The 12,021-nt window shown below is 54.6% G+C and carries 12 protein-coding genes; all 12 read left to right on the plus strand.

Annotated elements, in window-relative coordinates:
* The first annotated feature begins 12 nt into the window (after positions 1-12).
* Positions 13-909 carry a CRISPR-associated ring nuclease gene (locus tag ANT_RS12190; protein WP_013560829.1) on the plus strand — a complete coding sequence of 299 codons (897 nt, stop codon included), beginning with the start codon at positions 13-15 and terminating at the stop codon, positions 907-909.
* Between the two features lie 120 nt (positions 910-1,029).
* Entirely contained in the window at positions 1,030-3,576 is a 2,547-nt protein-coding gene (gene cas10, locus ANT_RS12195; RefSeq protein WP_013560830.1) for a type III-A CRISPR-associated protein Cas10/Csm1, read from the plus strand.
* 14 nt (positions 3,577-3,590) lie between these two features.
* Entirely contained in the window at positions 3,591-4,001 is a 411-nt protein-coding gene (gene csm2, locus ANT_RS12200) for a type III-A CRISPR-associated protein Csm2 (RefSeq protein WP_013560831.1), read from the plus strand.
* Positions 4,002-4,028: 27 nt separating this feature from the next.
* Entirely contained in the window at positions 4,029-4,823 is a 795-nt protein-coding gene (csm3, locus tag ANT_RS12205) for a type III-A CRISPR-associated RAMP protein Csm3 (protein WP_013560832.1), read from the plus strand.
* Positions 4,824-4,833: 10 nt separating this feature from the next.
* On the plus strand, positions 4,834-5,955 hold the full coding sequence (csm4, locus tag ANT_RS12210) for a type III-A CRISPR-associated RAMP protein Csm4 (RefSeq protein ID WP_013560833.1): 1,122 nt from the start codon (positions 4,834-4,836) through the stop codon (positions 5,953-5,955).
* Positions 5,948-7,087, plus strand: coding sequence for a type III-A CRISPR-associated RAMP protein Csm5 (gene csm5 / locus ANT_RS12215; protein WP_013560834.1), 1,140 nt, complete (start codon positions 5,948-5,950; stop codon positions 7,085-7,087). The genes csm4 and csm5 overlap by 8 nt, the downstream gene beginning before the upstream one ends.
* On the plus strand, positions 7,087-8,316 hold the full coding sequence (csx2, locus tag ANT_RS12220) for a TIGR02221 family CRISPR-associated protein (protein ID WP_041455029.1): 1,230 nt from the start codon (positions 7,087-7,089) through the stop codon (positions 8,314-8,316). Before csm5 ends, csx2 begins: the two co-directional genes overlap by 1 nt.
* A 7-nt stretch (positions 8,317-8,323) precedes the next feature.
* A complete protein-coding gene (locus ANT_RS12225; protein ID WP_013560836.1) occupies positions 8,324-9,244 on the plus strand; it encodes a Card1-like endonuclease domain-containing protein in 921 nt (306 codons plus the stop codon).
* Positions 9,245-9,252: 8 nt separating this feature from the next.
* The gene (csx15, locus tag ANT_RS12230; protein WP_013560837.1) at positions 9,253-9,657 is read left to right on the plus strand and encodes a CRISPR-associated protein Csx15; all 405 of its coding nucleotides are present in this window, start codon (positions 9,253-9,255) and stop codon (positions 9,655-9,657) included.
* Positions 9,654-10,511 carry a CRISPR-associated endoribonuclease Cas6 gene (gene cas6 / locus ANT_RS12235; protein WP_013560838.1) on the plus strand — a complete coding sequence of 286 codons (858 nt, stop codon included), beginning with the start codon at positions 9,654-9,656 and terminating at the stop codon, positions 10,509-10,511. The genes csx15 and cas6 overlap by 4 nt, the downstream gene beginning before the upstream one ends.
* Before the next feature lie 27 nt (positions 10,512-10,538).
* Positions 10,539-11,552 (plus strand): CRISPR-associated endonuclease Cas1, encoded by a 1,014-nt coding sequence (gene cas1 / locus ANT_RS12240; protein ID WP_070105156.1) that lies wholly within the window; start codon positions 10,539-10,541, stop codon positions 11,550-11,552.
* Positions 11,552-11,842 (plus strand): CRISPR-associated endonuclease Cas2, encoded by a 291-nt coding sequence (cas2, locus tag ANT_RS12245; protein WP_013560840.1) that lies wholly within the window; start codon positions 11,552-11,554, stop codon positions 11,840-11,842. Before cas1 ends, cas2 begins: the two co-directional genes overlap by 1 nt.
* The last annotated feature ends 179 nt before the right edge of the window (positions 11,843-12,021 follow it).

Below are 12,021 nucleotides of genomic sequence, written 5' to 3' on the forward strand. Positions count from 1 at the left end.
CAATCCACCCGGATGACATCTCATTCCCATCGCCCTGCTACGCTGATTGCAACACTGGGGAGCGAGCCTCAGGTAGTAACCGCCGGACTGGACCTTTTGCTGAAACAGAGGGTAAATGTCCACTCGGTGGAGATTGTTCACACCAGTGCCATTCCCGATTCCCCGATTCACGAAGCCGTCCTGAAGTTAACTCAAGCCTGCCAGGATTACTCTGCTCCGCTGTGTGAGGCGTTTCATTTTCATCCCTTGCTGGTCGATGGAATCCCGGTTGCCGATGTGGAAAGCGCCTCTGCCAGCCAGGCGGTATTTCGTTTGCTTTATACGTGCGTCTGGAATGCAAAACAACGCGGGGATATTGTGCATCTTTTGATTGCGGGCGGCAGGAAGACCATGTCTATTTATGGCATGGTGGTTGGACAAATGCTTTTTGACGAGTCAGACCGCCTCTGGCATCTCTTTTCGGCAGGAGACTTCCTCACCTCAAAGCGTATGCACCCCCAACCGGGAGACCAGGTTGAACTGAGCGAAATTCCGGTCATCCGCTGGAGCGAAATTTCTCCCATTATCGGGGTATTGCGGTCGTCTGAGGACGCCATGAGCGCGCTGGAAACCATCCGTTCGTTCCAAATTGAGCGGCGCAACAAGGAAGTGGAGCGATTTATCCAAAAACATCTCACGCCTGCTGAACGGCGTGTGGTGGCTTGCCTGCTGGAAGAAGGCGAAGGGGATGAAGAAATTGCCCAGCGCCTTCATCTATCACCCCGCACCGTGGAACAGCATTTGCGGTCGGTTTACGCCAAGGCACAGGATTTTTGGGGAATAGAGCGGGTAACCCGCTCCGGTCTAATCATCCTGCTCAGCCCGCATCAATGGGCAAAAATACGGGAAAACCCGCATGACAAATCTTAAGGAATTTCTTAAACTACAGATACAAATGCTGTTCGTCGAAGGGCTGGAGGGGGAAGGACACCAGCCAGGGGGGAAATTCCGACGGACAGCATTCTGTCATTCAAGGAGAGGAGGACAGGCATGAAGGAACAGGTATTTTTTGCCACCGTGGCAGGATTAATCCATGATATCGGGAAACTCATGCACCGCGCAGAAGTAGCCTCTTCGCGCACCTGGGACAGGGAAGCCCAACAGCAATATAAATACTGGCACGCCCTGCTCAGCGAAGATTTTGCCGCACAATACCTTCCTGATCCCTGGAAAAAAGGCGTCCTGCCGGGTGTAGGCGCGCATCATCTACCGCAGAACCGCCTTTCCTGCTGTGTGGCGCTGGCAGACCGCCTCTCGGCAGGCGAACGCAGTGATGACATTACCTACCTGGAAGAAAGCAACACCAAATCCGTCAGGCAACTGCTGAGCATTTTCTCGGATATCTCCCTGGACAATCCTTCCAGCGTTCCGCAAGTGTACCTTCCTTTGCGCCCGCTCCGCCTGAAAGAGGACCATTTGTACCCCTCAGGTTCTCCGGCATCAGATACCGGGAGAGCATACCAGGACTTGTGGGACGGCTTTCAAACACACGTAAAAGCATTGAAACAAGCCTTTTCTTCCGGAGAAAATCCTGCCTGGTTTGTGGAAAGTCTGCTTTCAGAAATTCAAACATACCTGTGGTGTGTTCCTTCTGCGTATTACCGACAGCGCGCGGATATCAACCTCTATGACCATAGCCGGATGACCGCCGCGCTCAGCGCTATCCTGATGGATTCGTCCTTCTCCGATGAGGAATTATATGCCTTTGCCCATGAGCCGGAAAAAGTCAGCCAGCCCTTAGCCCTGCTGGTAGGAGGCGATCTGACAGGCGTTCAGCAATTCCTTTACACCATCACCTCACGGGGCGCCGCCAGCGGACTGCGCGGACGATCCTTCTACCTGCAACTGCTGGTGCTGGTGATTGCCAGGTATGTACTGAATCAACTGGATTTACCCATCACCAATCTGATTTACGCCAGCGGAGGGAATTTCTTCATCCTTGCCCGTGTGGAAGATGCTCAGCGTCTGTCTGAACTCCAAAAAGAAGTCACCCGCATCCTGTTCAACGAGCATCAGGGCGAACTGGGATTGATTCTGGAAGGTCGGACGCTCAAGGGGGAAGACTTCTTCGACGGCAGAATCAAAACCGAGTGGGATGCGCTGATTGGACAAATCAGCCGGGCAAAACAGCGCCGTTTGAATGTGATGAATCAAGAGGAATTAACCGCCCTGTTCCAGCCAGCCGGGTTTGGAGGCGAGAGCGGGACACAGTGCCGCGTATGCGGTCGCGAACACCCAAAAGCCAAAAATGTGGCGCGTGATGCGGAGACTGTTGAAGAGATTGTCAAATGCCCGGTTTGTGTTTCATACGAAGAATTGGGAAAGGATCTGCGCCGCGCCCGCTACCTGGTATTTGAGCCAATTACCCCCATTCCGCCAAAGAACTCCGAAGCAGGGCAGGGATGGCACGACCTGCTGGAACGCTTTGGTATGGATGTGAAAGTGCTGGAAAACCTCTCCGGCAAAGAAAAAGGCGAAATTTTCTTTTTGAAGGATGACGACTTCGAACAGCGCACGCCTTCTGACAGCCGCGCCTGCCTGCGGTACTTCCTGACCAACGTCACGCCTCTGTTGTCTGTAAAGGAGTACAGTTCACTTAAAGAGAGAAACTTTCCCGAATTACCCTCACCCAGCTCAGTCAAACCCCTGCACGTGCTGGAAGAGCAGGCGAAAGGGGTGAAGAGGGTAGGTGTTCTGCGCATGGATGTGGACAACCTGGGCAGGCTGTTCGCCGAAGGGCTGGGCAAGTATGCCAGCCTCTCGCGCACGGCTTCACTGAGTTTTGCCATCAGTCTGTTCTTTGAAGGCTGGGTGGGCGTGCTGGCAGAGCGCATGAACGAGAAGGACAATGAGCGCCTGTACTCCATCTACTCCGGCGGGGATGACCTGTTCTTTGTCGGCAGTTGGGATGCGGTGGTAGAACTTGCCATCACCATCCGCCGCGAACTGAGCAAATACACCGGCGGTCATCCGCACATCCATCCCAGCGGCGGGATTGTGCTGATTGGCGGAAAGTACCCGCTGTATCAGGCGGCAGAGGAAGCCGGAGAAGCCGAAGAGAGCGCCAAGAAGTTCCGCAGGCAGAAAGCCGATGGCACCATCCAGGAAAAAGATGCCATCTGCTTCCTCGATCAAACCCTGGACTGGCAAACCTTTGGACTGCACGACTGCAACACAAATGCCGATACCGTCCACGGGATGATGCACCTGTTGGAGAAACTTGCAAATGAGGAGAACCTGCGCGCGCTGATTGGGAAACTGGCTCAGTTGTACCAGGTGTATGAAGAAAAACAACGGGAACTGCAGAAAAAAGGCAAAGCGCAAAACCGCCAGGGACAGCCTCAAATCCTGTGGGGACCCTGGATCTGGCGCATGGAGTACACCCTGGCGCGCATGGAAAAGCAAAATGAGGATTCAAAGGATAAAATCAAAGCCATTCGTGACCAGTTAAAAGGCAAAGACGGCAATTACCGCCGTATCGAATGGATTGGTTTAGCCGCCCGCTGGGCAGAACTGATAACTCGAAATTCTAAGTAAGGAGGAGGTCACACATGAGTCCGCTATCCACAAATGATGTCGTGCAAATCATCACCCGCGATGAAACCGCGCAATTGCTGGTGCAACGCGCCGATGCCTTCGGCAAAGAACTGCAAGGCATGAATCTCTCTACCAGTCAAATCCGCAGTCTGTTTGGCGAAGTGCGCCAGATTCAGGGCGAATGGAAGATGGGCAACGACGCCCGCAAGCGCGCCTTGCGCCGCCTGATGCTTCTCAAACCTAAAATGGCATACCGCGCCAAGCGGGAAAGCGGGCAAGCCGTCAAAACGCTGGTAGAAGCGCTGAATCCGGCAGTAGATGCGGTGGTCACCGCGCCCAGCGACAAACAGGACGAATATTTCGACCGCTTTGTGCAGTTCTTTGAAGCCATTCTGGCGTACCACAAAGCCTACGGGGGCAAATAATTCAGGAAATCAGGAACGGAGGAAACCATGGCTAAAGCAATTCAACTCAAAGGACGTGTTTTGATTCACTTTGACATCACTGCCGAAACCGGTTTGCACATTGGCGGAACAGAAAGCGGCATTGAAATCGGCGGAGTAGATAAAACCGTCATCCGCGACCCGCTGACCCAGCGCCCGTACATTCCCGGTTCAAGTTTGCGCGGCAAGATGCGCAGTCTGCTGGAAAAATACAAGGGCTTGAAGCAAAACCAGCGCATCGGGCAGGGTTACATCCATTCCTGCGACGATCCGACGGCATATCCGAACTGCGACGTGTGCAACATCTTTGGCGTGCCCGGCGAGCGCGGTTTTTCAACCCCCACCCGCCTGATTGTGCGCGACGTTTTCATGAGCGACGAGAGCGCCAAACAACTGGAAAATGCCGATACCGACCTGCCCTTCACCGAGGTCAAGACCGAAGTTTCGATTGACCGGGTGACTTCCGCCGCCAACCCGCGGCAAATGGAGCGCGTGCCCGCCGGAACCCGTTTTGACAATGCCGAACTGGTGTACAGCATTTATGAGGGGGATGGCTGTGACGCCAGAAAGGATGTAGCGCGCCTGAAAGTGCTGGTTGAGGGATTGCAGTTATTGCTGGATGACTACCTGGGCGGGCTGGGAAGCCGCGGCTCGGGCAAGATTGGCATTTCCAACATCAAAGTGGAATGGCGCGGGAAAGATTACGCCGCACAAGCCCAAGTGCTTGGGAGTTTCAATACCGTAGCGGAGTTTGCCCAAAACCTGGCGGAGATTCAAAACACCGTCCTGTCTCAACTAAACTAAGGAGGCGCACATGCCGAATCTGGACGTGGTTGCCCTTAACTTTCGGGGCGGCGTACGGGTCGGAAAGCGCGGACTGGAACTGGAAGAAACTCTTGCCACCATCCCCTCAGATACACTCTTCAGCGCCATGGTCTCAGCGTGGCGTTTGCTGGGGGGGAATGTGGATGAATTTCTGAAGCCTTTCCTTGCCGATCCGCCGAATCCGCCGTTTCTGATAACCTCAACGTTTCCCCGCGCTGGAGAAGTGCGCTTCTACCCGGCGCCCGTGGATCTTTCACTGTGCATCAGCCCGGATAAGTTGAAAGACTACGGCAAGAAAATCAAAAAGGTGCAGTATCTTTCCGAGGGGTTATTCCTGCGCCTGCTGAAAGGGGAAAAACTGGATGACTGGCTGTTTTCAAAGGACGATGCCACAACGACTGCCAAAGGCTGGAGACTGCAAAAAGGCGCACTCTGGCTGAGCGAGGAAGAAATCGCCCGCCTGCCCAAAACGTTTCCTCTGAAACCGGAAAACCGCTCCGGGTTGATGTTTCAGGAAGTCTGGAAGGAAGCCCGCCAGCCGCATGTCACCGTGGATCGGATTGGGTCTCAGCCGGAAATTTACCATACCACGCAGGTGCACTTTCACCCCGATTGCGGGTTGTGGTTTGGCATCCTCTGGCGGGACGGCGAGCGCGAGATTCCTTCGGCGGGGATGTCTTACCGCCGGGCGCTGGAGAAGATTCTGCAGTACCTCGAACATGCCGGGCTGGGCGGCAAACGCGCCATTGGTTTTGGCGCTTTTGCCCACACCCTCTCCCCCGCCGCGGTAGAACTTCCACTCCCCGCCGGCGGGCAGGCAGGACTGTTGATCAGCCGCTACCACCCGCGCCCAACCGAATTACCGCAAACGCTTCAGCACGAGAAAGCGTCCTATCAACTGGTTTCGGTAGGCGGCTGGCTGAAAACCCCCGACTCGCCCAACCTGATGCGCAAACGCCTGCACATGTTCAGCGAAGGCAGTGTACTGGCGTTTCCTCAATTTCCCGCAGGGGATTTAAGCGACGTGACGCCGGATATCTTTACCGGCGGACACCGCATTTACCGCTACGGCATGGCACTGGCGGCAGGACTGGAGGTGCAAAATGCCTGAATATGCTCTTCTGGAACTTGAAGTTTCCACGCTCACCCCGCTCCACATTGGAACGGGAGTGGATCTGCTTCACGAATATGATTACATCGTTGCTGGCGGAAAAACCTGGCGCATTAATCACGGCGCTCTGCTGGAAGCGCAGGATGTCGATGACCCCAAACAACTGGATTTCCTCTCTCGAACGCCCCCTGCCCGCCTGTTAAAGCCCACCGATTTCACCCCGCAAAGCCCGTTCTTCCGCTACATCATGGCGGGCGCGCCGCGCGCCACCGGCGAGGGCGCAGTTCTGCGCGAGCAAATTAAGGACGTGTACGACCGTCCTTATTTGCCGGGATCTTCTCTCAAGGGCGCTCTGCGCACCGCACTGGCATCCACACTGTGGAAACAAGCCAACCGCACGCTGAACTTAACCGATTTGGGATTTTCGGCGCGCTTTGCCGCCCAGCGTTACGAGCGTGAACTGCTGGGGCGCGATCCCAATCGCGACCTGTTACGCGCCCTGCAGGTCAGCGACAGCCAGCCGGTGGGAAGCGACCGCTTGATGGTACTGAACGCGCGAATCATCAATCAGCGGGGAAAACTGGGGTCGCCAATTGAAATGGAAGCCATTCGTTCCGATACCACCTTCCACATGACCGTTAAGGTGGATCTGGCGCTGTTTTCGGAGTGGGCAAAACGCGCCGGGCTGACTCTGCCCGCCGAAAGCGCATTGATGAACCTGCCCGGCATCGTCAACGCCCGCAGCCGCAGTCTGGCAAAACGCGAAGAGGCATGGTTTGCCGCCGTTCCCGGCGCCGGCGCGGTGGCTTCTTTTTACAGACAGATTGCCAGCGTCAATCTGCCCGCCGGACAGATGTTCCTGCCCCTGGGATGGGGTACCGGCTGGGAAAGCAAAACGCTGGGCGCCAGTTTGATGCAGGATCCCCATCTGCGCGAGACGCTGTTGAGAAAATACTCCATGACCAGAGGGCGGCGCAATAAGGGAGACCCCTTCCCGCTTTCCCGCCGCGTCGCCATGCGGGTGCAGAAAACCCCCAACGGCGCGTTACAGGAAACCCTGTTCCTGCCGTTGGGCTGGGTGCTGGTAAGTTTTAAAGTCGTCAAAGGACCACAATCTGTTTGGAGAGGATGATGAAACTTTTAACATTTCTGGGATTAGGGAATTACACTCCCACCACATATACCTGGGATGGGCAGGAAATGGAAACTTCCTTTGCTCCCCTTGCTTCATGCCGATTTCTAAAAGCCGACCAGATAGTTGTCTTTCTTACCCAAAAAGCAAGAGAAAATGTTTTTAATAACTTCATTAAGCATGCTCAGGAAAGTGTTCAAGCCAATGTAATTCCCGTGGATATCCCTGCGGGAGCAAAAGAAGAAGAATTATGGCAAATCTTCAGCGCCATTCTTGAGCAAACCAGTCCTGACGAGGAACTGGCTTTTGATGTCACCCACGGATTTCGCTCCTCGCCCATGATCAGCCTGCTGGCAGCAGCGTTCATGCGTTCTGCCTTTAATGTGAAACTCAAGGCGATCCTTTATGGAGCCTACGATGCAAAAGATGAAGCCAATCGTACCCCAATTTTTGATTTATCCCCAATGATTACTCTATTGGAGTGGGCTGTTGCGGCAGACCGATTTAACCGCACTGGCGACTCGCGATACTTTGCATCTCTAATCCGCGAACAGCAAAAATCGCTTGCATTAAGAGGAATGCTAGAAGAAGCAGGAACATTGGGCAAACTGCAAAAGAATCTTACTGAACTCTCCCTATATCTCCACATGATTCGTCCTGAGCAAGCCATGCAAGCAGCAGAAGAATTGAAAGATCACATTGAGTGTTCTACCTCTGCTCTGGAAAAAGCTATGGGCACTCTCCCCTTCCGCGCCCTGCTCAATACAGTAAAAGAAGCCTACCATCCTGTTGCTCATCATGCCAAACCGAAAGATTTAGCACAATTGAAAGAAATGCTTGCAACAGAACGGATAATGATTGGATGGTATATCGAGCGGGAATTATGGATGCAGGCAGCGGCACTGATTCGAGAATGGCTGGTTTCCTGGGTGATGGCACAAATGGGAGAGGTAAATATTTCAAATAGAACTAATCGAGAAAGATTTGAATCGGTCATCAGCATTGAAGCCCACGCTTTTCTTAATGCCAAACATCAACAACCCCCATTTTCTTCAACTTTTTTGTCTAACCTGCCAGAACAGGAACAATTTTTTGGACGATGGCTCAGTTTTACCGAACCGCGCAATGATTTAATGCATGCAGGGCAAAGAGATGACTCTAAAGAGCCCAACACTCTTATCAGTCAAATCAAAGAAACGTACAACTGGTTAGTCACTCTCCCTGTTTAGGAGCACCATGATTCTTCTCACCCTGCTGGGCGAACAACCCATTCCCAACCTTTTACCTCTATGGCAGTACCGCGAATTCAGCGGCGTGCAGTTTGTGGTGACGCCGCGCACCCGTCCGCTGGCAGAGTCGCTGGCGGCTTTCATTCGACAGGATCGCACGCTTCAGCACCTGCAGGTGCATGAACCGCTGGATGTGGAAGCCTATGACCTGTCCCAAACGCGCTTGCGCCTGATTCAAGCCCTGATGAGCCACATCCGTGCGCATACGCCGGTGACGCTCAACCTGACCGGCGGGACGAAACTGATGAGCCTTGCCGCCATGCAAGCCGCGTATGGTCTGGCAGTGCCTCTGCTGTACGTGAGCAGTGAAACCGGCGAGATGATTCTGTACACCTCCGACGGCATAGAGCAAAAGCGGGAGCCGATTCATGTTTCGATTACCGCGGATCAGTACCTGCAGGCGCACGGCATTGAATCCAGCCCCTATCAAAATTTTGCCGAGAACGAAAAATACGCTCCCATCCGCTCTACCAAAGAAGGCGACTGGCTGGAAGAGGCCGTGTATCAGGCGGCATTGCAGTCGGGTATGTTTGACGATGTGCGCAAAAATGTGTACATCCGCCGCCGCGGGCGCAAAGATGCCGTGATCAACGAACTGGATGTGGTGGTCACCCGCAACGGCTTGCTGGGGGTGTGTTCCTGTAAATCCGGGAAAAAACTGGACAAAGACGACCTTTACGAACTGGAAGCGCTCTCCAGCCGGGAAAAATTCGGCATTTACTGCGGAAAAGTGTTCGCCTGCGCCACTGACGAAATTCCTGAAGGGATCAAAGAGCGCGCCAGCGCTGATAAAATCCGCCTGGCTTTTGGGAAAGACGTTGCTCAAAAAGCAGTCCAGCAACTGCTTGAATCTTTAAAACGCTTTTAGAGGTCTTCATGATTTTGCTCAACTTCTCGCATCCGCTGACATCCAGCCAGAAAGAACAAATTGAAGCCCTTACCGGGCAGGCACTGGACAAAGTACTGGATTTAGCCGTGCATTTCGATAACCAGTTGCCCTTCATTCCTCAACTGGAAGCCTTGATGGAGAACATTCCCCTGTCCCCTGCCCAGTGGCAGAACGAACCCATTCCGATTAACCCGCCCTCGCTGAACTTCATCACCGCGCTGTTAATTGCCGAACTGCACGGACGCATGGGGTACTTTGCTCCCATCGTGCGCCTGCGCCCCAAAGCAGGCAGTCTGCCCCCGCAATACGAAGTCGCCGAGATTCTGAATCTGAACGAAGTGCGGGAACGCGCCCGCACCCACCGCTACCGCAATGGAGAAAATGGAGCATGAGCGCCGCCACTCCCCTGCTTTCTCTGGTGCTGACCCTACGCCCGCTGGATTTCAGACGCCCGGCGGAGACACTGCCGCACTGGTGGGGGCGCGCCGCCCATGCGCTTCTGCTGGATACCGTGCGCCGCACGGATGCCGCGCTGGCAAAAAGCCTGCACGATGATAACGCCCTCAAACCCTTCACCGCCTCCAATTTGATGGGGCGTTTTTCTGAAGGCAAACTTGACCCTCAACAAACCTACACCCTGCGCTTCACTTCGCTGATTCCCGAACTTTCCCGCATTCTGCTGGAATCTTTTCTGCCCAATGGCGAAGTGCAGTTGGACTATCAGATGTTTCGCATTGAACAGGTTGCCCGCACCCCGGAAGAACACCCCTGGGCGGGAAGCGCCGCCTGGGAAGAACTGGCTGGAAAATCTCTGCTGGGGAGAAGCGCCCCCTCACGGCGCATCTCCCTGCTGTTTGCCAGTCCCACCACCTTCCGCGTGGACGGGCGGTTGATTCCCCTGCCCCTCCCTGATCTGGTTTTCAACAGTCTGCTTCAGCGCTGGAACAGTTACGCTCCGCTGGCGTTTCCCGACGAAGTGCGCCGCTATGCCGCCGAATGCCTGCAGGTTTCTTCCTACCGGCTGAACAGTGCCGCCGTCCGCACGCAGGAAGAAGCCCTGCGCATTGGCGCGGTGGGACAGGTCACCTACACCTCTGCGCCGTACGACCGCTACTGGATGAGCCTCATCCGCACGCTGGCAGGGTTTGCCCTGTATGCCGGGGTGGGCGCATCCACCCCCATGGGATTGGGACAGGTGCGCCTGATAGACCCTGACAAAACGCCGGAAGAAAGTACAGAACCTTAACAACCGATGCGTTTGGGGGGACAGAACATGCCTCCGCTGTATGTCGTTCAACAAAACAGTAAACTGCGCCTCAACAACCGCCGCGTTCAGGTGGAACAGGAAACCGATGAAGGCATACAGGTACTGGCACAGATTCCCATCGGACAGGTATCGGAAATCATCCTGTTCGGCAACGTTGGGCTGACCACCCCGCTGATGGACGCCCTGCTGTATGAGGGCATCCCGGTCATCTTCCTGACCCGCGATGGGGATTACCGCGGCATCCTGAGCGGGGGATTGACCCCGCATGTGCCTCTGCGGCGGGCGCAGTACCGTGCGCTGGAAAAGCCCTCATTCAGCCTTGAAATGGCAAAAGGGTTCGTACGCGCTAAATTGCGCCATCAACGCACGCTCCTGCAACGGCAAAACCGTCCACCCAAACAGGATGCCTCCCTCTCGGAGGTGATTGAACGCATGGAACATGCCATTGATGAAGTGCAACGCAAAACCAGCCTTTCCAGTTTACGCGGGCTGGAAGGATCAGCAACTGCGGCGTACTTCAGCGGTCTGCGACAGTTGTTCAACCCCGAATGGAAATTTGACGCCCGCCTGCGCCGTCCGCCCCCTGATCCAGTAAATGTGTTACTCTCGCTGGGTTACACCCTGCTGGCACAGGATTGCGTCGCTGCTGTGCAGGCGGTAGGACTGGACCCTTACGCCGGTTTTCTTCATGAGGTGGCTTACAATCGCCCTGCGCTGGGACTGGACTTGCTGGAAGAATTCCGCCCATTAGTAGATGGGGTGGTCTTGTGGATTTGCCATTCCGGCAAAATTTGCCCGCAACAGTTCACCCCGGGACCACCCGAAAGACCCGTTGTGCTGGATGATCAGGGAAAACGAGACTTTATCAAGGCTTTTGAAGAGCGCATGGACTCGCGTTTTACCCACCCCCTGGCGCAACAACAGTTAACCATGCGACAGTGCCTGATCGAGCAGGCCCGACAGATTGCCCACCGTATTCTGGAAGACCGTCCGGGTTATGATGACATGGGGTTCCGCTGATGAATGACGGACGCAGTTTTTACGTGCTGGCATACGATATCAGCGATGACCGCCGTCGCTTAAAACTTGCCCGGCTGATGGAATCGCTGGGGGTGCGCGTGCAGGGCAGTGTCTTTGAGGCTTATCTGACAGCCACAGAACTGGAACGGCTTCTACGTCGATGCAGTAAAATTTTGAAGAAAGAAGAGGATAGTTTGCGCATCTACCGCCTGTGCACAGCATGCCGAGAGAACATCCGCACAGAAGGGAAAGGGAAAATTACCCCGCCGCCCCAGGTAACCGTAATTTAAACCATTTTGCGTACCCCCCTCTGTTTAAGCCAAAAAACGCCCCTTTTTAATAGGGGGGTACGCAAAATTCGGGCATGTGGAAGAAAAAACAGGAAACTTGCCGGAAATGTGCGCAAAACGACTTGATTTTTATAAAAAATTGTGCTATTCTGGATACAGTTCTGAACTTTCAGGCTCTC

Source organism: Anaerolinea thermophila UNI-1, assembly GCF_000199675.1.
GTDB lineage: Bacteria > Chloroflexota > Anaerolineae > Anaerolineales > Anaerolineaceae > Anaerolinea > Anaerolinea thermophila.

Bases quoted from the DNA above. Each gene is read 5' to 3' on its own strand.
- csx15 (WP_013560837.1), top strand. From the start codon at position 9,253: ATGATTTTGCTCAACTTCTCGCATCCGCTGACATCCAGCCAGAAAGAA.
- csm4 (WP_013560833.1), top strand. From the start codon at position 4,834: ATGCCGAATCTGGACGTGGTTGCCCTTAACTTTCGGGGCGGCGTACGG.
- cas1 (WP_070105156.1), top strand. From the start codon at position 10,539: ATGCCTCCGCTGTATGTCGTTCAACAAAACAGTAAACTGCGCCTCAAC.
- cas2 (WP_013560840.1), top strand. From the start codon at position 11,552: ATGAATGACGGACGCAGTTTTTACGTGCTGGCATACGATATCAGCGAT.
- ANT_RS12225 (WP_013560836.1), top strand. From the start codon at position 8,324: ATGATTCTTCTCACCCTGCTGGGCGAACAACCCATTCCCAACCTTTTA.
- cas10 (WP_013560830.1), top strand. From the start codon at position 1,030: ATGAAGGAACAGGTATTTTTTGCCACCGTGGCAGGATTAATCCATGAT.
- csm3 (WP_013560832.1), top strand. From the start codon at position 4,029: ATGGCTAAAGCAATTCAACTCAAAGGACGTGTTTTGATTCACTTTGAC.
- csm2 (WP_013560831.1), top strand. From the start codon at position 3,591: ATGAGTCCGCTATCCACAAATGATGTCGTGCAAATCATCACCCGCGAT.
- ANT_RS12190 (WP_013560829.1), top strand. From the start codon at position 13: ATGACATCTCATTCCCATCGCCCTGCTACGCTGATTGCAACACTGGGG.
- cas6 (WP_013560838.1), top strand. From the start codon at position 9,654: ATGAGCGCCGCCACTCCCCTGCTTTCTCTGGTGCTGACCCTACGCCCG.
- csx2 (WP_041455029.1), top strand. From the start codon at position 7,087: ATGAAACTTTTAACATTTCTGGGATTAGGGAATTACACTCCCACCACA.
- csm5 (WP_013560834.1), top strand. From the start codon at position 5,948: ATGCCTGAATATGCTCTTCTGGAACTTGAAGTTTCCACGCTCACCCCG.